General features: G+C 40.4%; 28 protein-coding genes and 1 pseudogene. 17 read left to right on the plus strand and 12 right to left on the minus strand.

The window, feature by feature from the left end:
* Positions 1-1041: 1041 nt before the first annotated feature.
* From IEW41_RS04910 to IEW41_RS04950, 8 genes are all read left to right on the plus strand, one after another.
* Positions 1042-1521 (plus strand): hypothetical protein, encoded by a 480-nt coding sequence (locus IEW41_RS04910; RefSeq protein ID WP_188605209.1) that lies wholly within the window; start codon positions 1042-1044, stop codon positions 1519-1521.
* A 24-nt stretch (positions 1522-1545) separates the two neighbouring features.
* Entirely contained in the window at positions 1546-2046 is a 501-nt protein-coding gene (locus IEW41_RS14625; protein WP_308419839.1) for an N-acetyltransferase, read from the plus strand.
* 151 nt (positions 2047-2197) lie between these two features.
* Complete coding sequence (locus IEW41_RS04925; RefSeq protein ID WP_188605210.1) at positions 2198-2686, plus strand: asparaginase domain-containing protein; 489 nt, start codon at positions 2198-2200, stop codon at positions 2684-2686.
* 6 nt (positions 2687-2692) lie between these two features.
* The gene (locus tag IEW41_RS04930; protein ID WP_229660167.1) at positions 2693-3616 is read left to right on the plus strand and encodes a helix-turn-helix transcriptional regulator; all 924 of its coding nucleotides are present in this window, start codon (positions 2693-2695) and stop codon (positions 3614-3616) included.
* A gap of 236 nt (positions 3617-3852) precedes the next feature.
* Positions 3853-4689, plus strand: a complete 837-nt coding sequence (locus IEW41_RS04935; RefSeq protein WP_188605211.1) for an RteC domain-containing protein — start codon at positions 3853-3855, stop codon at positions 4687-4689.
* A 301-nt stretch (positions 4690-4990) separates the two neighbouring features.
* The gene (locus tag IEW41_RS04940; protein ID WP_188605212.1) at positions 4991-5275 is read left to right on the plus strand and encodes a helix-turn-helix domain-containing protein; all 285 of its coding nucleotides are present in this window, start codon (positions 4991-4993) and stop codon (positions 5273-5275) included.
* A gap of 3 nt (positions 5276-5278) precedes the next feature.
* Entirely contained in the window at positions 5279-6031 is a 753-nt protein-coding gene (locus IEW41_RS04945) for a hypothetical protein (protein ID WP_188605213.1), read from the plus strand.
* Complete coding sequence (locus IEW41_RS04950; RefSeq protein WP_188605214.1) at positions 6015-6677, plus strand: P-loop NTPase family protein; 663 nt, start codon at positions 6015-6017, stop codon at positions 6675-6677. Before IEW41_RS04945 ends, IEW41_RS04950 begins: the two co-directional genes overlap by 17 nt.
* A 96-nt stretch (positions 6678-6773) precedes the next feature.
* Here the strand turns inward: IEW41_RS04950 and IEW41_RS04955 are convergent, their stop codons facing one another.
* Positions 6774-7415 carry an N-acetylmuramoyl-L-alanine amidase family protein gene (locus tag IEW41_RS04955; protein ID WP_308419840.1) on the minus strand — a complete coding sequence of 214 codons (642 nt, stop codon included), beginning with the start codon at positions 7413-7415 and terminating at the stop codon, positions 6774-6776.
* Between the two features lie 183 nt (positions 7416-7598).
* Between IEW41_RS04955 and IEW41_RS04960 the strand changes: the two genes are divergently transcribed.
* From IEW41_RS04960 to IEW41_RS05000, 9 genes are read left to right on the plus strand one after another with little or no spacing between them, the layout of a single operon-like run.
* A complete protein-coding gene (locus IEW41_RS04960; protein ID WP_136564557.1) occupies positions 7599-7886 on the plus strand; it encodes a hypothetical protein in 288 nt (95 codons plus the stop codon).
* 1 nt (position 7887) lies between these two features.
* Positions 7888-8172, plus strand: a complete 285-nt coding sequence (locus IEW41_RS04965) for a hypothetical protein (RefSeq protein ID WP_136564558.1) — start codon at positions 7888-7890, stop codon at positions 8170-8172.
* A complete protein-coding gene (locus tag IEW41_RS04970) occupies positions 8159-10564 on the plus strand; it encodes a TraG family conjugative transposon ATPase (protein WP_136564559.1) in 2406 nt (801 codons plus the stop codon). Before IEW41_RS04965 ends, IEW41_RS04970 begins: the two co-directional genes overlap by 14 nt.
* Positions 10565-10566: 2 nt before the next feature.
* Complete coding sequence (locus tag IEW41_RS04975; protein WP_136564560.1) at positions 10567-11154, plus strand: conjugal transfer protein; 588 nt, start codon at positions 10567-10569, stop codon at positions 11152-11154.
* Between the two features lie 2 nt (positions 11155-11156).
* Positions 11157-11999 (plus strand): hypothetical protein, encoded by an 843-nt coding sequence (locus tag IEW41_RS04980; protein ID WP_136564561.1) that lies wholly within the window; start codon positions 11157-11159, stop codon positions 11997-11999.
* 10 nt (positions 12000-12009) lie between these two features.
* Positions 12010-12639, plus strand: coding sequence for a conjugal transfer protein TraK (locus IEW41_RS04985; protein WP_136564562.1), 630 nt, complete (start codon positions 12010-12012; stop codon positions 12637-12639).
* 22 nt (positions 12640-12661) lie between these two features.
* Positions 12662-13603, plus strand: coding sequence for a conjugative transposon protein TraM (traM, locus tag IEW41_RS04990; RefSeq protein WP_136564563.1), 942 nt, complete (start codon positions 12662-12664; stop codon positions 13601-13603).
* A gap of 16 nt (positions 13604-13619) precedes the next feature.
* Positions 13620-14444, plus strand: coding sequence for a DUF4138 domain-containing protein (locus tag IEW41_RS04995; protein WP_136564564.1), 825 nt, complete (start codon positions 13620-13622; stop codon positions 14442-14444).
* Positions 14445-14450: 6 nt separating this feature from the next.
* Positions 14451-14708: a hypothetical protein gene (locus IEW41_RS05000; protein ID WP_229660168.1), complete on the plus strand. Its 258-nt coding sequence runs from the start codon at positions 14451-14453 to the stop codon at positions 14706-14708.
* Between the two features lie 170 nt (positions 14709-14878).
* Here IEW41_RS05000 and IEW41_RS05005 read toward each other — a convergent pair whose 3' ends face one another.
* The 11 genes and pseudogenes from IEW41_RS05005 to IEW41_RS05050 form a co-directional block, all read right to left on the minus strand.
* The gene (locus tag IEW41_RS05005; RefSeq protein ID WP_136564565.1) at positions 14879-15349 is read right to left on the minus strand and encodes a Dps family protein; all 471 of its coding nucleotides are present in this window, start codon (positions 15347-15349) and stop codon (positions 14879-14881) included.
* A 17-nt stretch (positions 15350-15366) separates the two neighbouring features.
* The gene (locus IEW41_RS05010) at positions 15367-16059 is read right to left on the minus strand and encodes an alpha/beta hydrolase (RefSeq protein WP_136564566.1); all 693 of its coding nucleotides are present in this window, start codon (positions 16057-16059) and stop codon (positions 15367-15369) included.
* 65 nt (positions 16060-16124) lie between these two features.
* The gene (locus IEW41_RS05015) at positions 16125-16700 is read right to left on the minus strand and encodes a Crp/Fnr family transcriptional regulator (RefSeq protein WP_229660169.1); all 576 of its coding nucleotides are present in this window, start codon (positions 16698-16700) and stop codon (positions 16125-16127) included.
* A 107-nt stretch (positions 16701-16807) separates the two neighbouring features.
* Positions 16808-18058 (minus strand): type II toxin-antitoxin system HipA family toxin, encoded by a 1251-nt coding sequence (locus IEW41_RS05020; protein WP_136564568.1) that lies wholly within the window; start codon positions 18056-18058, stop codon positions 16808-16810.
* A 5-nt stretch (positions 18059-18063) separates the two neighbouring features.
* Complete coding sequence (locus IEW41_RS05025; RefSeq protein WP_136564569.1) at positions 18064-18351, minus strand: helix-turn-helix domain-containing protein; 288 nt, start codon at positions 18349-18351, stop codon at positions 18064-18066.
* A 75-nt stretch (positions 18352-18426) separates the two neighbouring features.
* Positions 18427-20007, minus strand: coding sequence for a type IV secretory system conjugative DNA transfer family protein (locus IEW41_RS05030; protein WP_136564570.1), 1581 nt, complete (start codon positions 20005-20007; stop codon positions 18427-18429).
* 1 nt (position 20008) lies between these two features.
* Positions 20009-21040: a MobB family relaxase gene (gene mobB / locus IEW41_RS05035; protein WP_136564571.1), complete on the minus strand. Its 1032-nt coding sequence runs from the start codon at positions 21038-21040 to the stop codon at positions 20009-20011.
* Between the two features lie 11 nt (positions 21041-21051).
* The gene (locus tag IEW41_RS05040) at positions 21052-21432 is read right to left on the minus strand and encodes a BfmA/BtgA family mobilization protein (protein WP_136564572.1); all 381 of its coding nucleotides are present in this window, start codon (positions 21430-21432) and stop codon (positions 21052-21054) included.
* A 420-nt stretch (positions 21433-21852) separates the two neighbouring features.
* A pseudogene (locus IEW41_RS14540) lies at positions 21853-22049 on the minus strand (hypothetical protein).
* A gap of 137 nt (positions 22050-22186) precedes the next feature.
* Positions 22187-22636, minus strand: a complete 450-nt coding sequence (locus IEW41_RS05045; RefSeq protein WP_136564573.1) for a JAB domain-containing protein — start codon at positions 22634-22636, stop codon at positions 22187-22189.
* 84 nt (positions 22637-22720) lie between these two features.
* Entirely contained in the window at positions 22721-23065 is a 345-nt protein-coding gene (locus IEW41_RS05050) for a single-stranded DNA-binding protein (RefSeq protein WP_136564574.1), read from the minus strand.
* Positions 23066-24338 lie beyond the last annotated feature (1273 nt).

Consider the following 24338-nt stretch of genomic DNA (forward strand, 5'->3'; position numbering starts at 1 on the left):
CATCGTGAAGCTTTTTATTTCCGCTAAAAACAAATCTACGAAATTGCGATGAAAGGCTTTTTGACCTTCAGTAGCATGTATAGTGATGGTCACAAGGAAAACCGTTTCAAACCGCATTCTTCTTTACACTTTCAGTTAAATCAACAATTATATTTGTAGTCAATGAATTACCTCGACGTAAGATACGACAAGGTATTGAGTTGAATTAATTTTTTGTTTATTTAGTCGCAGAGCATCAGGGAATTAAACCCAATCTTCTCGTCTGCCAAAACGAACGGGAAGGAAGTTTAAATGAAGATGTAGAGTTTAACGTTGAGAAGGTAAGCCTTTTACCTCAAATGCTACGGGTGAGGTCAAAAGGTAAATTTTTAGCAAAATAACTTGCCAAGAGCAAACCAAATAAATCCAACCATTATATAAACCGTGCTTCCAAAAAATCGGATTCTTGAAATACCTCTTTAACGTTTACTCCAAAACGAACCAAGATATAACTGCCATTAGTAAAACAAGACCGTATAATGTGGCAGGTATCACGATAAAATGGTTTCTCCCATGTAGGCCGTTGCAAGGAAAAAATGAAAAGCCAAAATAATAAGTGAAGATTACTCCCTATAACACTTTACCATTTACTTTTCATATACATGCATTAATTGGTGGTGGTTGTTCATATATATTCTAAGTACAAAAAACTCAGGATGTAAATAGAAAATTTTGGAATCAAAGGTTTTAAATCATAACATTCTCAACCTTCAGGCACTTTAAACTCCAATACACTAATTGCGGCAATAATTGCGAACCGCATCTCTAAAAGCTTCTAGTCGGTCAGTATTTATTTCTTTAAAAAGCAAGTTTTTAGTGTTAATAAAGTTATTACGGGATTATTTCCAGAGCATGTATTCAAAACAAATTTAACTAAATATAAACAACTATTCAGAATGATTATAAATTGCCTTTTCTCTTAAAAAAATCTTAAACTGAATATATATTCAGTTAGAAGAAATTCTTTATCTTGATAATATAAAGCTTAAAACCTCTCGTCCAATGTACTCTAATGTAAAAGTTAACAGAAGAAAATTTCTTAAAACAGATGCACTTGCAATTGGCGACCTTATACGGAGTGGGTATTCGCGCATAGCAAGTAAAGGAAAAAATGTTGCAAAAGCAATGGAGATTGCCCATTACACTCCTAATGCTTTTATAAAAATTGGTACTGACAATTTTGTTTACAAGGCGGTAAATCACAACGAAATAGGGCAAGACAAAAATACTACAATTAACCAATTAATCGGTGATGAAATGGAAGTACCTTGGAAAAATATCTGTACAGAGCATGCACAATTCGATGCTATATACAACCCTCCTAGTTTTGTTATGCAGCATATAGAAGAAAGCGCTATCATTCAAAATGAAGAGGTGTCGTTTACGGCATCAACTGGTACGGAGTTGGTACTCTTTTATACCAATGAAGAATCCAAATGTTATAAATGGGGCATGTTTAGCGGTAATCAATTTAGATTATGATTCAAGTAATTAAAATAGTTCAGTATGAAAACTAAAGAATATACAAACGGAGAAGTCACCATTATATGGAATCCTACAAAATGCACTCATGCAGGTATATGTGTAAGAACATTACCAAAAGTTTATAACCCCAAAGAAAGGCATTGGATAAAACCTGAAAATGCATCATCCGAAGCGTTAGTAAATCAAGTCTCGCAATGCCCATCAGCAGCTTTGCGCATAAAAGAAACTCAGAACATAATTAGAATAGAACAAGAAGATGATGGGAAAAGAGGACGATTTGCCATTTATGAAAATGATGTGTTTGCTGGAGAAATGACTTACGTATGGGCGGGAAAATCAAAATTTATAATTGACCATACAGGAATAGAAAAAGGATTTGAAGGCAAAAGCTTTGGAAAAAAATTAGTAATGCAATCTGTAGAATATGCACGAGAAAACAGCTTGAACATTATGCCCCTTTGTCCTTTTGCAAATGCTATGTTCAAAAAACATACAGAAATACAAGACGTTTTAAAAAATTAATAAATAAGAGCACGGCAATGATACTTTCATAAAAACGAACAAAAAATTACTTGAACACTAGGATTCACCAGTATGGTAGACTTTTTTGTTTATGACATCGTCTTTTGAAAATCCAATTTTGAACCAATTCCCTCTTTAAAACCTACTTAGAATGATTAAAATTTTTACTACTGGCGGTACCATCGAAGGCTATGATTACGACCGGCCTAGTTCCAAACAAGAAAACACCAAATCCATTCAGGAAATCATTAAGTCAATATTAACTAAATCGGACTATTCCATTGAGAAGATTTTGGATAAAGATAGTCAGTTTGTAACCGATGACGATAGGGCTTTGATGGCTTCAAAAATTCAAAATGTCCAATCATCAAAAATCCTCGTTACACACGGAACAATAACAATGGTGCAGACCGCAAAATTTTTAGGTCAGCAAAACTTAAATAAGACTGTGGTATTGACTGGTGCTTTCATTTTGGGTACAAATCCAGAATCTGATGCGTCCTTTAATTTAGGTTTTGCCATTTCAGCGTTGCAATTTCTTGAATCTGGTGTGTATATCGCCATGAATGGAAATATTTACAATTGGGACAACGTGCGGAAGGATACGGAAAACAACCGTTTTGAATCCATAAATAAATAAGAATGGATGATGTTTGGCACCTCTATACATTGGACTACTTTTTTCTACCTTTTGGCTGATTCAGTTATTGTGCTAATCGCTATCTATATTTCAAAAAAGAAAACACGAAACGATTTAAAACGGTTCATCAATCTTGGGCTGTTATTTATTACTTACAACTTCACGGGAGGCTTTTTGCCAACGGATAAATTTCCAGGACCAATAATCCTACAATACATTATCACTTACGGCATTGCAATTGCACTTTGCATCTATATTGTTTACTATCTTTATGAGGAATATGACATCATTGTTCTGAAGTTCAACTCCTCTATAAAGAACATTATAATAATTTCGGCAATCAGCTATGTTGCCTTGTATTTAATCCCTTACTATTTTACCAAATCATTAATAGCATCAAAGTATTTATTCAATATTCCTATTTCATTATTGACCTTCACTTTTCTGGTTGTTTTTTGCCGCAGGATTTCCAACCCAAAAAACACATCTCCTATAATTTTAAGAAGAAATAAATTGTCATTGATAAGTGCTGGAAGTATAGCACTCTTGCCCATTTTAACGGCAATTGGTGATTATCAATGGTTAACTTTCTCTGTGATGAACTTGGCTTTTTACGCAATCACTGTGATTGAAATAGACCGTTACCTATACATACTCGCCCACCACTCCAGAATGTATGAGGTCTTTGCTCTAACTAAAAAAAAGCATATTGTAACTTCAGAATCAAAAATTGTTTATGAAGATTTGACGCGCAGGGAAATAGAAATTGCATTGTGCATTTTAAATAACGTAAGCTACAAGAAAATTGCCCAAGAATTATTCATAGCAGAAAGCACAGTCTCAAAACATGCTTCAAACATTTTCAAAAAAACAGGAGTAAAAAACAAGCGTCAGTTCATTTCTCGGTTTAAAAAGAAACCCAGCAAATAGTCAGTAATTTCCTTAATTCTTGGGTAAATCTTCTTTCCGTAGATAAATACGTGTTAGCCCGTATTATTCTACGGTTTAATTTTCTAATAAATAGAGTTCCTCAATGTATATTTATTAATGGCTATAAATAAACATAAAAGCCGCCAATTCTTATGAAATTCAATACCAAGCCTAGATAAACCCAACCAAAACATTTAAAACAATAGTTATGACACCGCAATTAAAAATTATCCCAAATGAACCAAAACGCTCTCATAAAAAACCTCCCCCAACTCCTAAATGATATAAAATCTGAAAATAAAAATATCATTGACAGAGCCTACCAATCCATTTTGGTTTGTAGGGATGTTTTGAGCGAGCTAAAAAAGGAAGTATTGAATAAAGGCTTTTCTACTGTTGAAGAAGAAATACAATTCTTTAAGGAAACCAAACAAATCCCATTGGAAAATCTCATTTACTTTTCTGAAGTCCATTCCTTTGAAATCCAATTCCCAAAAATCGACTTCAAAAGCCAACTTAAAGCTATAAAGAAGAAAAGTGATAAAATAAATCGTTTCTTTCTGTATAACCTAGACTTTGGCAGATACATAGAGCTTGGACAGACCCATTTTGATAAAGAATACTATACTAGGGCACATCTTAACGGCACCCCTATCACCCTTTCTCGATTTTACTTTCAAGACCCAGAGTTTTGCACTGCGAGGGATATGCTTTTGGGCAAGTACAATGCTTACAAATCATTGACAAAACATCTAACATTTAAAAAACGCAATGTGAAAAACGAAATGAATGGGGTTGCTCGCTCCGTTACAAACTTTGAAAAACTGCATTGGCCATTCAGCAATACTGATTATGTTGAACTGCTATATGCTCTATGTTCAAAAGGACTTGGCAGTAAAGATAACCTGGGCATTGTCAAGGTTTCAGAAAAACTTCAGCAAGTTTTAGACTTTACACCAAAGGACATCTATAAAACCTATCAAGAAGTCAAAAACCGTAAGAAAAGCAGAACATCTTTTCTTGATGGACTTACCGCCTCTTTACTAGATGAAATGAACAAAAGCGATGAATAACCAAGATTCATTTTCCAATTTAAAATCACCTTAGTACGGTTTACCTACGGTGTTTTCATTTTAGCCATAATTTCCGTTTTTATTGACTGGATTTGATATAAAATTTCTTCCTATTGTTCATCAAACAGTATCGAACTCACCCAAAATTCAAGATGTTAAATTTTCACCGTAGTACGGTCACACTATGGAACAAAATCCATTAAACCCCATCAATTTTGTAGAACGAAAGTCAAATCTGGTCAGGGGCTGTCAAATTAGTTGAAAGCAATGCGGCAGTCCCTTTCTATTAAACCGTTCTATTATGCCAACAAGTATCATCACCACTGACGACCTTCGGGAATTCAAAATGGAATTGCTCGATGACATCAAAAACCTGCTTGCCAAACAATCCAAGGGCAGGTTCAAAAAATACCTCAAATCATCAGAGGTTATGGATTTGCTTCAAGTGAGTCCGGGCACACTTCAAAATCTTCGCATCAATGGCACGTTGCCCTATACCAAAGTGGGCGGTATCATCTACTACGATGCCGAGGAAATCCAAAAAGTTATGGATGCCAACCGTGTGCACCACGGTCTAAATCCCTAGACGATGAACTACATAAAGCTACTCAATGCGGCTTTTGAAAAGTTCTATTTTGATGACCGCCTAAACCCGACCCATATCAGCCTGTATATGGCCTTGTTCCAGGAATGGAACAGCAACCGTTTTGCCGATGAATTTTATGTAAACCGTAGGGAACTGATGCGTGCGGCAAAAATTGGTTCAAAATCTACCTACCATAGATGTATTGTTGATTTGAACGGTTGGCAATACCTATCCTATTTCCCATCAAACAATCCATACAAGGGTAGCAAAGTCAAGATGGCCATTATCGGAACAGGTGATGAACCGGATGTGGGACAGTACAATCCCATATTAGAACAGCTTGCGGAACAGTACTATCCCAGAGGTGTACCACTTGGGGGACACCACCTTCCCAAAAATGGTCAGGCAGTGAACCCGCACCGTCCCACCAGTGGACAAGCATTGGTATCTAATACAAACAATACCAAACAGGAAAACTTTATAAAACAGCCAAAGGACTGTCAGGCGGTCATTGATTTTTTTGAGGAAAAGAATTTTGAAGCTGATGAAGCCGAAAAATTTTACCTGCATTATGCCGACCGAAATTGGCAAACAGGCGATGGCGAACCGATTCGAGACTGGCGTGCCGTGGCTATCAACTGGATGGACCGTACTGAATTGTTTGACACCGAAAACAAACCAAACAAAAAACAACCGTCCCAAATCAAGGACAACCTGCGGACTACTAAAACAAAAGACTATGGACAACCCCTCTAAAATCATTGAAGGCAGCGTGGAATATTCGCTCGGAACGTTCGACGGAAAAAGCGTGGTTTACGATTTCTCGAAAATCTTGGTGTATCTGAATGCCAAGGGCAAGCTGTTGTTCGGCAAAAAGTTCAGGATTTATGATGAGGACAGGGAAATCCTATTGAAACTCTGTTCCTATTTTATCAAGGATAAAGCTTATTGCGATGCCAACGGCATTGATATTGACAAGGGCATTCTACTTTCCGGCCCAGTGGGATGCGGTAAAACAAGCCTGATGAAATTGTTGCGGCATATTGTGCCATTACAACGACCGTATGAAGTGATTCCTTGCAGAAACATAACTTTTGGTTTTAACCATTTGGGCTTTAAAACGGTCGAGGAATATGGCAATACCAAATTTTATTGTTTTGACGATTTGGGCATTGAACCATCTGGCCGATTTTATGGCAAGGACTTGAACGTGATGGGCGAAGTGTTACTATCACGCTATGAGCTTTACCTTACCACTAAGCGAAAAATAAAGACCCACGCTACCACTAACCTTAACGCTGAGGAACTAGAAGAACGCTATGGCAACCGTGTCCGCAGCCGGATGCGGGAACTCTTTAATTTGATTGCTTTTGATAAAGGGGCTGGGGATAAGAGGAAGTGATTCAGCTTTTGAACGATTTGTACAGTAAGATAATTTCTGAAACAAATTCAATTATAATCGCTTTCAAACTCTTTACCAGCTCCAAAAATAATTCCTTCATAGCATTGATTTTAATGTTGTTAAAATGAGGTTGGCCACAAGCCGTAGATTCTTTGAATCCGAATAATAATTTTCCTCATCCCCATTACTCAAAAAACCCAATTCCACCAATACAGAGGGCAAATAACCTATCGTTTCCCTTAGCACCTGAAAATTGGCAAACTTTACGCCCCTACTCTCAAAACCCATCTTCTTATTAAGGTTCGCTTGTAAATTAAAGGCAAGCCAAGTAGCATTATCGGAATACTGGGTTTGTTGACTTCCCACGTAAACTTCAATACCCCTTGCATAGGGATTATCGGAATGGTTGCAATGCAACGACACGAACAAATCAACTTTTAAGGTTTTGGCCAGCTTGGTTCTATCGGACAAATAAATTAATGTATCGTTATATCGTGTCAAATAGATTTCCATTGGCGATTTTGACTTTTCGTTAAGCTCTAAAATGGCCTTGGCAATATTCAAAACAACCTCTTTTTCCTGTACGCTATTTTCACCGATTGCACCCGAATCTTTTCCACCGTGTCCGGGGTCGATCACAACTACTTTTTTTGCATCCAAATCCTGCCCCGAAAGCAAGCAACTTTTGAAGAGCAAAATGGCAAAACTGACGTTTTTGAGCAGATTTTTCATTTTCATTTTTCGGGTTATCAACAGTCGGGTTTCAAAATCGCATAGAATTTGATGCCAAATAATAGCAACGGAAACCAAACAATATCAAATAATATTTTATTCACAATTAATTGATTTACAATATTTTACCCTCAAATATATGTAAATTTCCCATAACGAAAACAATACAAATTTTTAAACTTATTCGTTATGAAAAAATCACATTATTTGGCAGGCGTTCTTTCGTTATTGACCACATCCCTTTTTGCCCAAATCGGTGGCATCGAGGATTCGGTCAATGACGTTTCCGATACCATCCGAACCATTTTCCCCATCATCCTTGGGGTCATCTTCCTTATTGGCTTCCTCTTCAATGCCGGACACTTTTTTGGTGAAAACGCCGACCTCAAAAAAGGCATTACCCGTGTACTGGTCTTTGTGCTTATCGCCGGGGCGGTTGTGGGCATCTTTACTTATTTAATTGGCATCGTAGTTTAAAATGAAGAAGTACGAGGTCTATAGAAATATGCGGAAAGGGGCGGTCATTTTTGGCCTGCCCATTTCTTTGTTCGCCTTGATGATGGTTTCCATTTTGGGATCCTTGCTCATCATCATCTTTTCTTTTGGTTTTGGTATCATCATAGGACTATTGCTGTTCAATGCCGTTCTCTATATCGCCCTGATACGGATGGCCAACAACCCACAACTCTTTCAAATGGGAAACCCCTTCCCGAAAATCATCAGTAACAAGCGTAACTCAGGATTTGATTATGAACAAGATTAACCTTTCGGCATATCGACCTATTGCGGATATTCAAGATAATATCGTCTTTGCCAACAATGGCAATGTGGTATTGTGCTTTAAGGGCAATCTACCTGAAATCTATTCGCTTTCCGAAAAGGACTTTGAGGATATGCACGGGGCTTGGTTCCAGGCTTTAAAGTCTCTACCCGTGGGTACTGTAGTCCATAAACAGGATATTTATTTAAAGAAAACCTATTCCTCGGAACAACTGCCGAACAGCACCTTTTTAGAAAAGGCCACGCACGACCATTTTAAAGGTCGAGAATATATCGAACATCAATGCTATCTGTTCTTTATCCTTACCAAGAACAAGGCACTCAACAATCCAAAATACGTCAACCCCTTCCGAAAGGTGTCCAAAAGTATCGTTCAGGAAATGGACGATAACGTAAAGGGCTTCGCCAATGCGGTCAATGATTCGGTTTCCTATATCAGCAACAGTCGCAGGGTGTCCCTGAGACCATTAAAAGAGACGGAAATAATGGAGTTTACCCGAAATTATTTCAATGGGTTCAGTGAGGGATTTGACACCGACATCTTATTGGAAAAGAAAAACGTCGCCATTGGCGACAACCATTTTGATGCCCTGGCCATTAACAGCGAACTGTGCTTTGGCGAAAGTGTACAGAGCAGCAAGACCAATGAGAAATTCACTTCGGACGATTTTGTATTTCATCAGGGGTTTATCGATGGCTTAGGGCTTACGCTCTACGAAAACCATATCGTCAACCAAATCCTATATCTTGACGACAAGCAAAAGTGGCGCAAACTGCTCGACAAAAAAGTGGAGGAACTGAACAAAAGCTCCAATTTCGGTTCTCAGAACAAAGTGGTGCTTGGTAAAATCCAGCACATCCTTGACCAAATCAATGCCGACGACAATGCTCGGATTATTCGTGGTCATCTCAATGTAGTGTATTGGGCAAAAGACAAAAAGGGTCTTGATTCGATTACCTCAAAAATCAAGACCGAGTTTAAGGAACTCGATATCATCCCATACTACCCAAGAGGCGAAGAACGAAAAAATTACATTCTAAATAGCTTCTGCTGTTTCTCATCCAACTTTTCAAACAACGACTTGTATGTCACCGATTTAAAGCACGCCCTTTGCCTGTTCATCAACAATACCAACTACAAATCGGATGCAACCGGAATCATCTTCAATGACCGAGAGCATAACATTCCTGTTTTAAAAGATGTTTGGGACGAACGCAAAAAGCGCATCAAGGCACGGAACTTCGCCATATTCGCCCCAACGGGCGAGGGCAAATCCTTTTTGGCCAATAACATCCTGCGCCAATATTTTGAAAACGGTGTCCGTCTGGTCATTATCGATTTGGGCGGTTCGTATACGAAATTCGCCAAGCTCTATCCCGAAAAATACACCGTGCTACGTTATGAAAGCGGAAAAAATCTGGGTATCAATCCATTTTACATCAGCGACCAAAACGACCTGACACCGGAACGTCTGGAGGATTTGTCCGTGTTCCTTTTTGAACTCTTCGCTTCGGATTTAAAGGTAACCAAGGCACAATCCGTTTCTGTCAAGAAGATTCTGAGCCATTATTACGATAGCGTTTCGGAAAACCATTCCCTTGACGGGTTCTACCATTTTATAGAAAGGCACCATAAGGATATTCTGAACGACCTAAAAATCCATCCCGACTACTTTAATGTAACGAGCTTTTTGCACGTAATGTCAGAGTACGTCGGCGATGGTCTATATAGTTTTTTGTTCGAGGTCAGCGAAGACCAGACCTATAAAATAGAGGACAAACGGTTGATTGTTTTTGAGCTTGATGAAGTGAAGGACAACAAGGAAATCCTGTCCGTGATGCTCAAGCTCATCAAATCCTCCATCCAACGCACCATTTGGCGGAACCGTGCCGAAAAAGGCATCATCCTATTCGATGAGTTTGCCAAACAGTTGAAGTTTGAAAACGTGTTGGAAAGTGTGGAGTTCTACTATCAGGCCATTCGAAAGCAGAACGGTGCCATAGGAATTATTTTACAGTCCATCAACCAATTGCCGAACAATTCCACATCGGCAAGCATCCTCGAAAACACCCAGGTCATCTATAGCCTGAACAATGAAAAGGGCTATGAGGAACTGGTCAAACGGTTGAACCTATCCAGTCACGACCTGAACCAGTTAAAATCCATCAAGAACAACCTTTCAGGGCCGAGAAAGTACACCGAAATGTTCATCAAAATTGGCAAGGAAAGCAACATTTTCCGATTGGAAGTCCCCAAGGAAGTCTATGCGGCTTACCTAACGGACGGAACAGAAAACGAGGTCATAATGGCCATTTATAACAGAACAAACAATATGGAACAGGCCATAAAAGAATTCACATCTAAATCACAATAATTATGAAGACAAAAATCAAAATTTATTCAATCGGGATATTCCTTGCAATTTCCCTTTTAATGCCCGGTCGTGCCACCGCCCAGGGGATGCCCGTTTATGACAACACCAATTTCATCAGCTTGGTAAAACAGCTTTTGGAATCAGGAAAGCAGACCGCACAGCTCATCAAATCCGTGAAGTTTTTAAAAGATGCCAAAGAAAGCATCGAGAAGGTATCAAACGTGGTACAACAACTTAGAGCTGTTCAGGAAATTGCCAGCAACAACCAACGCCTTATCCAAATAATGCAGGACGATATGCAGGACATTCTCAATTCACCCTATATCAAGCCGGAAGAGGTCAGTCGTGTGGTGGAATCCTTTGAGGCCATTGTTCAAAACTCCTTGGACACGGTGGATTTTATTGATGAAGTACTATCCAGTGACTACCTCAAAATGAGCGATGCTGAACGTGCGGCCATTTTAAAGGCCAAAGAAATAGAATCTAAGGAAATGGTGTCAGCTGTTAACACCAAAACCCGAAGGTATCGGGATATTATTTCCTTCAGGAAAATGCAGGATAAGGTCAATAACCGCGAAACTAATTATTAACGATGACCACCACCATCATTTTAGGGATTGGTCTCGAATACGTCGATACCATTTTTCAGACCATACAGAACAGCGCATTCTCGCAATACACCATTGCCGGGATGAAAACGCTTGCCGTGCTGTTCTTTTTGGTCAACATCCTTAAAAAATATAACGAAGGCGTGGCTGATAGGGATGGCTATTCCTGGGGATTGAGTCCGGGCGAGCTGGCCAAGAATTTTGCCATTGTTCTTTTGGTCATTTTCTCTACGCAAATTTTAGGTTTTTTTGACGATATTTTGGTGGCCATAGAAGGTCAATACAGGGGAACGGCACCTGCCTTGTTACCATTGCAAATGCAGGATATTCCCATTGAAGAGGAAATCGGGTTTGTACAGGCCGCACAAGCGGCAATGGCATTGTTGTACGAAGCATTGGTAACACCGTTGTACGGTTTCAAGATATTTGCATTCATCGTCAGTATTATTCTGTGGATTTTGGATTTGTTCATTTATCCACTTTTCCTTGCTGAACGCTTTTTCTTGTTAGGCATAATGCAGGCATTCTTTCCTTTGGTCATCAGCTTGGCGGTCTTTGAAAAATTCCGGTCGCTTGCGTACAACTTCTTCAAACTGTATGCAGCCGTTTATATGCTCGTGCCGGCTTTCTTTTTGGTCAACGTCTTTATCAATGCCATCTACAACGAAATCAATACCAATTTCTGGACCAATCTATTCGGTACGGATGTTGGCCAAGGCTTTTTTGCCCCTGTGGTGCAATTAGGCTCCGTTGTGTTCATTGTGTTCCTAAAGTTTAAGTTATATAGGCGTGCCACCTCATTTACCCTCAGATTGTTCAGCAACTAAACCTATCAAAATGAAAACACCGTACAAAAACATTTATGCCGTCCTAAAAACAAATCGGTTCATCGTGCTTGCCGTGGTTATCTCTGCGGCATTGTCGAGCTTCTTTTCGGTTTGGATGGCTCATACCATTAACAAAAGGGCATTAAACAGTGCCTTTGCCGTCAACACCGATGGTTCGGTGATTCCATTAACGTTGGTCGTGCAACAAGAAAATTTTAAGGTCGAGGCCTTGTCGCACTTGCAACTGTTCCACACCTATTTCTATAACATCGATGCGAGCAATTATGAAAAAAATCTGGAAAAGGCACTTTGGTTGGGCAACAGTTCTGTAGATAACCTCTATCGTCAGAAAAAAGCGGACGGGGTCTATAACCGATTGCTGCAATATTCCCTGGTTCAAAAAGTGTTGAGTATCGATTCCCAAATCGAGAAACGGGATGACACCTATGCATTCAGAACGGTAACCATTTTTGAAATCAACCGTGGTTCTACCATTGACACCTACGAATTGGTCTCTATTGGAAACCTGATTACCGTTGATAGGAACTTTCCCAACAATCCGCACGGGCTGCTCATCACCGAATATTTCGAGAACTCATTAAGAAAAATTGAGCCGACCAGCCTGCCGTCGGGCAGGTAATCGGCAATTAAAAACTACTATTATGAAAGTTAAAGTTGAAAAGAACAAAATAGTATTTGCCATTGTCCTGGCCACGCTGCTCATTTTCCTTATTTCCTATTCGGTTATGGTTATGGGCGATGACGAAAGCGACAATGAAAATCTGGAACAGACCTTGGTGCCCGAGCTGGAAGAAGAACAAAAGGAATATGATTCCAAACTGGATGCCATCAATGATTTAAAAGAAGTACGGGAAACCAATGCACCAAGCATTTATGATGAAAAGCTGTTGGATTCTACCGGACTTTACAATCCCGACCTACCCGAATTGGAAAAACAGCGCATCGTGGACAGTATCTATAAATCCAACAGGATTAACTATTCCGAAAGGACGTATCGGAATATCGGAACAAAAAGGGTTGTCCAAAAAACCGAACAGAAAATTGATTCTTCCGAAATCATTGCCGAACAAAAAATCAAGGCCAAGGAACTCGGTCTAGAACATCAATTGTTCTTTGCCTCGGATCCAAAGCGAAATGAAATTTCTGTGCTTGGTGCAACGGATGATGTTATTTATGTCGTGGTCAATGGCGACCAGACCGTTATGGTCAATTCCCGTTTACGGATGCGTTTGATGCAGGATGCGACCATTAACGGCAAGCGCATTCCGAAAAATACCGATGTCTTTGGTTTTATAAGCTTTCAGCCTAATCGTGCCCTTATCGAAATAGAAAATATCGACCATCATCCCACAAGCCTAAAGGCAATTGATTTTCAGGATGGCAGCGAGGGCATCTATGTACAGAATAGTTTCAGGGCAGAGGCCACGGGCGAAGTGCTGGACGATATTATTCAGGACATCAACGTGCCTGGTGTTCCCCAAGTCGGCGGTGTCAGTAAAGTGCTTCGCCGAAGAAACCGAAACGTAAAGGTGACAGTGCTCAATAATTACAAACTCATTTTAAAATCCGACAATCGGCAATAATTTAATTCCTATCACAATGAAAACTTACATCCTATCACTGCTATTGATTTGCCCAATCTTTATAACGGCACAACAAACCCTGGACACCATATATGCCAATGACCAAAAGAACGTTGCCCTGTTCTTTCCAGAACCAATTCGTCAGGGCATCACAGGTTCAGAGAATTTTGTCTTTACCTATAACCGGGAAAAGGAACAATATTTTGGCTTGTTGCAGGCCAAGCCCGGAAAGGAAAGTAATCTGCTAGTAATCAACCGAAATGGCGCCATTTTTTCGTATATTGTATGTTACAGAGAGCAGCTTGAAAAGCTGAATTATTTTATCCCGATGGATAGCAGTATAGGCAATGAAAGGCCTGTATTTATTGAAAACGAGGGGCAGCTAAACCCTGTAAGGGAAATTGGAAATCGGACTTATTATTATCAAAAATTCTGTTCCTATCTGCTGACCCGAAAACATCGCATCGGAAGGATAAAAAAACGAAGCGAGGGCATTGTTCTGAGCATCGAAAATATTGTTTTTGACAGAGAGGAACTGTACTTCGTGATTCGCATTGAGAACAAATCCACATTGGATTACGATTTGAATTTTTTGAACTTTTCGGTCGAGACCCGACAAAAGGGAAGGAAAAAATCCTTGCAAAGCCTGCATCAAGAACCGCTCTTTGTCCACGACCGACCTAGCAAAATAGCTGAAGGCGAAACCTCCAGATTGGTTTATGTGATGCCTAAATTTTCGTTGAGCGATGACCGCAGGGTGATTCTGGAACTGAACGAAAACAATGGCGAACGCAACCTGAAATTGAAGGTGTCCCATAATTTTATCAATAACCCAAATTAGAATATTATGAAAAGATTGGTCATTTATGCGTTGGTTCTGCTGCTTTTTGCCTGTGCAGAACAAAAGGAACTTTCCCCTGTCGAAACGGCTCAAATTGTTGCTGAAAGTTTTTACACTAAAGACAACACAACCCTAAAAAACCATACGACAAAAGAAGGCTATGACGGTATGGTGAGCATCCAGAATTTTGTGCCGGATGGAAATTCAAACGATTCAGATTTTAAGATATTGAATGAGAAAACCGATGGTGAAATTGCCTGGTAAAATTCTCTACTTCTTACGATTCAAAACCTGAAACCTTCAAGCTGGTCAAACAAGATGGGCAATGGAAAGTTACACAGCAAGGTGTTAGGGAAAAAACGCCTTTTTAAACTTTCTCAATAGAAATGGCGACTCGGTTTTAAAAGCTCAAATCGCCATTTTTCATTTTCCGTTTATAGATGGGAACGCAGCATCCACGCCATTTTTTCGTGTTCTTCCAATAGTCCTCCCAACATTCCGGCAGAGCCCTCGTCCTTATACTTGTCGCTACATTGCCCTATGTTTTTACGGATTTCAACGATGATACTTTCGTGGTCTGATAGCAATGTTTTGATAAAGTCTTTTGATGTCGTGCCCTCTTCGTACTTTTCGGTCAACTGGGTCAATTCCAACATTTCCTTTAAGGATGAAGGTGGGAAATGCCCCAACGAGCGAATTCGTTCTGCCAAATCGTCCACAAATCCGTCAATTTGGTCGAACTGTTCCTCAAAAAATTCGTGCATCGGTTTAAAATCGCTTCCTTGAACGTTCCAATGCGCCTTTTTTGTCTTTAGGAAAAGTGCAAATTCGTCCGCCAAGATTTTGCCCAATATGTCCGAGACCTCTTGTCTGTTTTCTGCGGAAATGCCAATGTTAACTTTCATTTTCAGATTGTTATTTGTTATGACAACGACTCTGCTGCTTCAAGAATCAATTTCGATATTTCGTCTGCCTTTGAAGCCAATGAAGCGTGGCTTGCATCCAGTTCAATCGTTTTTTTCGGGTTCATCCTTGCGCTCATTTCACGTTGCGTGTCGGGATGTATCATTTTGTCCCGGGTGGAAACTTGGTACCAAACGGGCTTTTTATTCCACGCAGGATTTTCCATTTCGTCCCCAAAACATTGTCCGCTAATCGCCTTTTGCGATAATGACATTACCAGAGCATCTTCATCGTTTACATCGGGACAGAATTCTCTTTGGAACTCATCATATTTTATCCATAAAAAGCCTTTGTCGTCAGGGGCAATGCTTCCACCACCAGAGGTTGGGCGCTTTGCCAAAAGTCCGCCCAAACTTTCGCCTTTGTCGGGCGCAAATGCAGCTATATAGACCAATCCGGTTACCTTGTCGTTGTTTCCAGCACCGGTTATCACGGCACCCCCGTAGGAATGACCGACCAACAGCACTTTGCCGTCCTGAGCATTTACCAGGTCGGTCGTTTTTTGCACATCGTCCGCCAACGAGGTCAGAGGGTTTTGTACCGCACGAACTTTGTAACCCGCCTTTGCGAGTTTTGGGATTACGCCTTTCCAATGTGAACCGTCACCCCAGGCACCGTGTACCAATACGATTGTTATGTTTTTTGTTGCCATAGTATAAATGTTTTTAGTTAAGACATTAAGGTAGGATATACTGGACAGAATTTCGTTACCTTAAGTTAAGTTTTTTGCAGTCGCCTTCTAATCCTGCTCAAAGACTGTGGGGTGATGCCCAAATAGCTTGCAATGTGCTTTTGAGGCACGTTCCGGAAGATTTCGGGGCTTTCTTCCAGAAGGTTGATATACCTTTTTTCGGCCGAAAAATAAAGTAGGTTCTCGATTCTTTTTATGGCATCCAGATAAATCCGTTCCGCCATTTTGCGCCCAAATTCCTGCCAATAGGCTTCTTTAAGATAAAGTTTTTGTAAATCGTTTTTGTGCAATAAAAGCATTTCTGTTTTGCGCAATGCCTGAATATTGAGTTTGGAAGTTTTATTGTTCAGTATGCTTTCGTAATCCGTGAAAAATTGGTTTTTTGAGTGGATGTTGAAACTTTGATCCTCACCACTTTCATTGATGTAGAAACTTCGCAATGTTCCACTTTTCACAAATCCGAGGTGTTTGCATTTTTTTCCCTGTTTTAGGAAGAACTCCGACTTTTTGAGCGTTCTTTCCTTTAACAATCCGTAGAATTCATCGAAATGTTCAAGGTCCACTTGGAATAGGTCGCCATATTTTTGAAAATTGTCGTTCACTTTGTCTTTTTGGAATTGTACTTCGATAGGTTCATAATTTTAGTTCGCATCCGTTTTATATTTTCATTTTAAATGAAGTCCATTCGATATTTGGAATCTTATTTTTTTTACCATTTAAAAGCTACTTCCATCAATTCCATTTCCGCATTTTTTATTCCCAATTCTTTGGCTACTATTTTCCAATCTTTGACCACTGAAAGCACTTCATCCAGAATAGTATTCATCTCTTCTTCGCTCAGGCGAAAATATTCGCCCACGCTTTTCACCAAATCAAAGTCCAGAGCATTATCGTCCATATCGATATTTAGTGACAAGCCGTCCTTTTCTATGGATGGGTTTAAATCATAAGCTGGTGACAATACCCAGCCCTTATCCGTCAAAATAAACCCGTGATTTCGCAAGTGGTCGTCTGTGTTGGAAATCGCAATATTGAACACGATGCGCCGCCAAAGTTGGTGCAAGTTCGCTTCAACATCAACACCATAATTTTCAATAAACTCGACAATCTCAAGATAGCTTGGTGAGGCATTCTTTATTGAATCTTCGGTATTGCCGGTCATCGTCATTGCCGAGGCAAAGTGTATCCGTTTTTCAACTTTTCTATCGAATCGTTTGGTCAAGAAGGTATGGTATTGTCCGCTAATTTTTTCAACTTTGGATGCTGCCATATCGATGCCGGCAGCTATGGCCAATCGATAAGCCAAAAACTCCCAAAGGGCTTTGTCAATGGTATCGGCTTTTGATGGAAACTTGGCAATCCACAGATTTTTTTGTGCGTCGAAAATATTGGCTTTGGGTCTGGCTCCACCCAAGGATGAACCAGGTGCTATTAAAACCGCAATCCATTTTCTGATGGCCTCACTTTGGTCATCACTTTCCAGTTGTTTAGCGGCTTCCTGTAAATCGCCTAACGATGACCAAGGCGGTGTTGGGGCTTGGGCATCGTTATCCAAAAAAGGACCGTCCAAATCTGTTTTAAAGCGTAAGGCCCCCATTCGGCTTTCATCGAACACACCAAGCAAATAATCCAGTTCATAAAGATTTTTTGGTTTTTCATTGTTTGCCCTTGCGTCTTGTGCTGCTTTTCGCTTCATCAAGGTCTTGCCCCAAGTGTCCGGCATACTATCAAGGAAGATTCCAAAATTCTCTTTGTTGGCAGGAAACTGTGGCCCGGAATAAAACTTAATATCAGGGTCAAGCAAACGTTGTGCATCTGTTTTTAACCAATCTTTGTCATATTCAAAACTGAAGGCTTTCTTTCCTTTGGCAAAATGTGCGGATAACGTACCTATGAGGGTCGGACCTTCCAAGCCCCCCCAGTCAGCAAAAACGTATATGTCAAATTTTCCTTCTGCCATCTTTATTATAATAAATCCAGATCTTGTAGTTTTCTGCCAAAGGCATCGTCATTGGCAAGCTTCAAGAAATCATCTTGAAGATTCAGTACCCTGAGCACATTAAAATACAGGCCAATGGCCACGGCCGGGTCTCCCTTTTCTATGCGATAAAGGGTAGCCCTGTGAATGCCCGCACGTTCGGAAACTTGCTCTGTCGTGAGCTTTCTTCGCTTTCGTGCCAGTTTGATGTTTTCACCGATCTGGTCAAAAATCTTCTGGTATTTGGGAAGCAATATGGTTTTCTTAGAATTCATAATGTTGCTCTTTAACGACAAAAATACATTTTATGTTGTAAATAAGCAACTTTTTAAAATGATACAGACGTGCTTTCAACCAAATATCGACCTAGCCTCATCATAAATCCGCTCAAAATTGGCTTCCAAATCCGAACTTGAATATTGCTTTTTCGGATTAGGAAGTTTCTTTTGGATTTTAGCCAGTTTGAAATGTACTTTCTTATCCTTCCCATCGGCGTAGGTAATAAACTCGCCCTGTTTTAATCGGAAGAACACATCTGCCCGAATCTTCGGAATTTCCTTTTCGCCCGTAGTAATCCGGGTATCAAAATCGAGGTTATGGCCACGACTGATGCTTTTAGTCGGGTCTTTGATGATTTCAAAAAAGCGTTCGTAATATTTTGCCGTGTCCGGGTCGTTTACCTTTCCAAAGAATTGATAGGACAGATTGCTCAAAATCGCCCGGCTTGCCTTATCACCGTACATCATATCGTTTTGGATTTTGTCTTGCATCACATAGATTGTGGCGATATCATAGCTTCTCAATGTTGCCGGAATCCGGTGCATATTTAATAAACGAATGGTGGGTGCTTCCTCCATCAACAAAAAAGACGGTCGGGAATTGCGAACGCTCATCTGTTTGGTGATGGTGTGGACGATGGTGGCAATAACCGGTGCATAAGATGTCTCGTATTTGGGATTGTTCACCACCGAAATAACCCCTGGATTTTCTTCGCTATTGATATTTAACGGTACTTCATCTGCGGACAATGCCATAAATATGCGTTGGGTGCTGATGCGTTTTAGCGCATTGGCCAAGGTACTTTTTACACCTGCCGTTTGCCGTTCGGAATCTTTGCCACTAATGAACGCATCCGCCATAGCCCGAGACGTGGTATTGGTTTCCAAAAATTGGATGAGGCTGTCAGTGTCCAACAATTGATAAATGGCAATCAAATGGGGCAGGGTGCAATATCTAGGGTAATCGGTTTTCAGCTTCCATATCAGTCCACCGACCAAGCCCTCGGCGGCATCGTTAAAGAATTTTGTCGTTCCAGTCGAACCACTTTCCCGTTGCTCCAAAAGGTTTTCAATCAACACCCTAGAAACCTCGTTTACACTTTCCTCGTTCTCCAGATAACGAGGTGCAATCGGGTTTACCCTGTGGATGATACGGTCAAAGGAAATGACCTTAAAGGGAATGTCGCCATCCTTAAAAAGCGGATAGGCCATTTCGGTAAGTTCAAAATCCTTGTAATCGTGGATGATGCCACAGAACCGATGTTTTTGGAAGTGTTTCAGAAACCCATAGACCACACTTTCCGTCTTTCCGCTTCCCGCAGAACCGATGACCGAAGCCCCTCGTTTAATGTTGTGGAGTTTGAATTGGCCTTTGGTCGTAGCAAAACTTACACTAAAACTTTCATTTCCATTGTTGAGTTCATTCGGACTATGCAGAAATACATAGAACACTGTATTGATAAGCAATAACGGACAGCCATAATACAAGGAAGCCAATGGCCATCCCAATTCCTTTGAAACATAAAAAACCAGTAAACCGATTAGCAAGATATTCAGGGCAAAGGCATATTTGACCACCCGAAAACAGCCGTAAAAAACAATACTCAGACTGCCAACTATTATTAGAATCGATATAAGGTTGTCCGTTTGCATATTAGATTCCGATTGAACTTGATTTGATGGCGATTTCCGCACCACGCTGCAACCGTTTAAAGGCACGAAGTGCCAATTGTGCTTTGTTGGTGGGAATGTTGGGCAGCATCGGAACGCCCGATTTTCCGATGATTTTAAAGGCCAATGCCTTTTCGTTGGCTGGCAGTTTCATCAAGGCGGCAAAGTAGCCTTTCGGATTCTTTACAAATTCCTTTTTGGCCTTGTAGGTCTCTGCAAAGTTGCGCTGATAACCGAAAGTTTTGTCAAAGGTCTTTTCGGCTCGTTCAAAGAATTGGTCTCGGTCAAACCCCCGATTTACGGTCTTGCCGTGCATCTCCACTTTGGATGCCTTGTGCTTGCTTCCAGGGGAAAGGCTGAACGAATTGGAGGCATCCTTTCGGCTGATGATGATATGAATATGACTTTGGTTGCCAGCTTTTTTCATTCCTTGGACGATGCGCTTGCCGTTCTGTTGGTGCGGTGCTTCCTTTTTGAGTTTGGCTATTTCCTTTTGTCGTTTTTTGATTTTGCCTTCCATCGTTCCTCTTTGAATGTTCCGGATTTCGGTTTTAAGCTGAAGAATCTTTGTGGCATAAGGTTGGTTTTCTCGAATCTCCCTGTCCGTTCCCTTAAAGCTGCGTTGGTGCTCGATTTTTGCAAAATATTTGATGTCATCGACCGAAACTGGGCGACCGTCTATTTCCCTGTTGAAACTTGCCACATAGTCCTTCATCAGCTCACGGGTGTACCGTTTCAAATCCTCGCTGTTGTCCTGAAGTCTCCGTAGCTCGGATTTGGACGGGCTGACCGTGATGGAATAGAACTTGGGTTCGTCCCGTTTGAGCTTGGCGGTATTGCCATCGATTTCGCGTACCACTTCGGCTGCGGAAATCTCATCGCCATACTGGTTGAAAAAATGCTCCATATCCTCTTGTTCCAAACCTTGGTTTTCCTTTTCCAGATACTTCACGAAATCCGCCGAGCTTTGCGAGTAGTTCTTCCCCAAATTCTGTGCTGTGATGGTGATGTACATTGTTTAAAATTTTAAAGTTCGTTGGTGGTGTTTTTCTTCTCCCTGAATTTGACCTCTTGCTTTTCTTCGGCATATTTCTTTTCTAGAATGAGCGGTTTCTTTTTAGGCTCATCAACCTCAAACAGGGATTGCAGCATGGCGACCGTGGGCTTGGTCTGGGTCTTTTCCACATCACGCATTATGGCGATAACGGCATTGATTCGCTTTAACAATTTGGCCTCAATGGTACGTCCCGTTGGCCCAAAATTTTCCTTTGGGGAAATCTCGTTGTAGTGGAAAAAATCGAGAATGGTTTCCATTGCCTCGGTGTGAGTTTTGAAATGGGTGCGTGAGAATGCCTGGAAACGCTTTGCGGTTTCCTTTTTGAACCTGATACCGATGAATGAGTCCATATTTCGCCGATTTGTCGCAAAATCTTCCCTGAAAATGGGCGTTTGGAGGCCGTTTGTCGCAAATCGTTGAAACCCAATACAATTCAATAATTTTCAACTACCTAAAAACCAATTAATTGCACTAAAAACGGAATACGTAACATCGCTCCGCGTGTTACCCTCTTGCTATTCCATTTCGTCCCGCTCGCGGGACAAAATTCCATACAATCTGCTTCCCATCCAGATTGCCATTTCAGGGAAAATAATTTTCCGATATGTTATTTTCCGATGTAAAGGATTATCGGCGAAAGTCAAAAATTGGATAATCCCTTTTAAAAATTTGATGCTGGATTTCAGCGAAGTAAAGATACGGTTTTCAATCTTTTGAGCATAGAAAAAGCCCTCATTTAATAAGGGCTGTTTTGGTTCGTTTTAGTGTTCCTAAATATTGAATACAAAGGTATAGGAGTATAAATTCCGTATCGCTTCCTCTTCCAAAAGGGTATCGTAATTCATGTAATGTTTCTGAGTATATCCTTTATCTGTTCCCCGAACCGCTTTTCCACATCCTTTCTTGACATGGCAAGCAGTCGGCTCTGTGTCTCGTCATCGAGATTGTTATAATTGAGGTAAATCATTGTTCAAGATGTTTATAGGTCGTACAAATCGGGGTCAAAACCAAGGGGGTAATCCCCTTGGTCATGTTGTTCGTCCGACCAGAATTCTAAATCGGTATGGCGACTTTCTTTTTCCTTGCTTTCCATAATGTCGGTTTTTATAAATCGCCATTATCGGCAAAACTGTAATAGTCACCATTTGGTGTTATTATCAAATGGTCGAGCAACCTCACGTCAAAAAGCTGTGCCGCCTTTTTAATTTTTTTGGTCAGGGTCAAATCCGCTTCACTTGGTCGGGTCTTATAACTTGGATGGTTATGTGCAAGCAAAATCCCAACGGAAAGTGTCTTTAGCACAATAGCAAAAAGAATCCTCACATCGACCACCGTACCCGTTAGACCTCCCGTGGACAATGGAAAAACCCCTTTGACCTTATTGGAATTGTTCAACAACAGGATTTTAAAGGTCTCGTGCAAGCCTATCGTGTTCTTGTCCCAATGCTCGTAGAGCAATCTTGCTGCATCTTGGGAACTATTTATAGGTTCTGATTTCAAGGTTGAAATCTTTTCCCGGTAACTTATCTGAATTTCGTTAACTTTACTCTTCATTATTCTAAATTTTAAAGTGGATAATGAAAAGAGGGCACGCACTAATTGAAAACTGGTTTAAGTGCCCTCTTTCTTTTTTTGGTTTTACTTATCGCCTTTGTTTCCAAGCAATAGGATTTCATCGGCTACTACTTCGGTTACGTAGCGTTGGTTGCCGTCTTCGGTGGTGTAGGTTCTTGTTTTCAATTTCCCCGTAATGCCCACTTCCTTGCCTTTTTCTACATACTTTTCAACAATTTCGGCGGTCTTTCCCCAAGCGACAATCGTATGCCAATTGGTGTCCGTTTGTTTTTCGCCCTTGCCGTCCTTGTAATACTCGTTGGACGCCAATGAAAAGCGGGCTACTTTCTTTCCGCTTTCAAGGTTCGTAATGGTTGGTTCTTGCCCAACATTTCCGATTAACTGTACGTGATTTTTAATGGTACTCATAACTAAAAGATTTAAAAGATTAATAATTTCCCTTTTCAATTCAACTTAAATTTTAAGGGGTGTTTGTTTGATTTCTTTCGTGCGCAGCACAATGGATAAAGTGGGTTTTGTCAAGACTTTCGGTGAAAAATCAGGAGTGTCTGCGACGTAGTAAAATGCTCGCATTTTCAAGGAAGTAGAAACCTTATTTTTTGCCGGAACCTGCCTTGGTCTTGACAAGTTCCATAAGGGCATTAGCAATTCTTTTAAACCATTTGCAAGGAAGCGTACAGGCAGTTAAGCGCGTGCGGCAAATAGGGTTTAAATTAGAATTGGTTATGCACTGCCTGCTTTTCGACGCCCCGAAAAGCAATACAGGCTTTATCCATTATAAACCCCTTAAAATGTGTAAGACAGCGGTTCGTTTTTTAGGGATTTTCGAGCAAGGGCTCAAGAAGAACTTGCCGAATATCACGTTGGGAAAACCGAAGCGGTGGCTTTCCGTTGGCAAGCGGACTCCATCCCCTTTTTGGCTCGGGAATGCAGTGTCCCTGTCCAGTCCCGATAGCTATCGGGACGGACAGGGGTAACGGAATGGAAAGCCAAAAACGGGGATGGTGTCCAAGATGTTTTTGAGTGAAGCGCTTTTCCCGAAGTGGAGTGGCTATCCGTCTTTTTGCGGAAAGCCGCGGAACGTAGGGGAATGTGCTGAACGTCTGAAAAAATAAGGTATACTCTTTCTGTCAGGATTTTACTACTGGAACTGTAAAATCTGTTCCTCAATTTCTGTATTAAGCCATCCCGAGTTAGTCTTTAGGTTATTTTATCATGTTGGGTTTAAATATTGAATTTCAGATTATCGAACTGAATCTAAACAAGTCCAATCACAATTAAATTCCATGAGCAAACTTATAAATGATGCGAACCATTTTCACTCAGTATACTCTCTACATAAATGATAATTTTTCTCTTATTTTTTTGTAAATTATAGAGCGAAAACGTTTAGTCTTCCCTGTTCATTCTATCAATGCATATGAACCGTCAGGTAAGGCACAATTGTGGGCAATCATGTATAAATTAGATGTATTTAAAACTCATTAGACCAAAGCTTTATACTAAAAAATAGATGAAAGTTGAAAAAGTCAAATTGGGTGAATTTTACAACAAAAGTGTCATCTCTATTAATGGCATGATTAAATTACATGAATATGAGAGTTTTATGAAATCCCTCATGCAATAAATTTTTGAAACAAATAATATAATTGTGCTTTATAACCAGCTAAGGATTCATCTA

The sequence above is a fragment of the Aquaticitalea lipolytica genome (assembly GCF_014641635.1).
Lineage (GTDB): Bacteria > Bacteroidota > Bacteroidia > Flavobacteriales > Flavobacteriaceae > Aquaticitalea > Aquaticitalea lipolytica.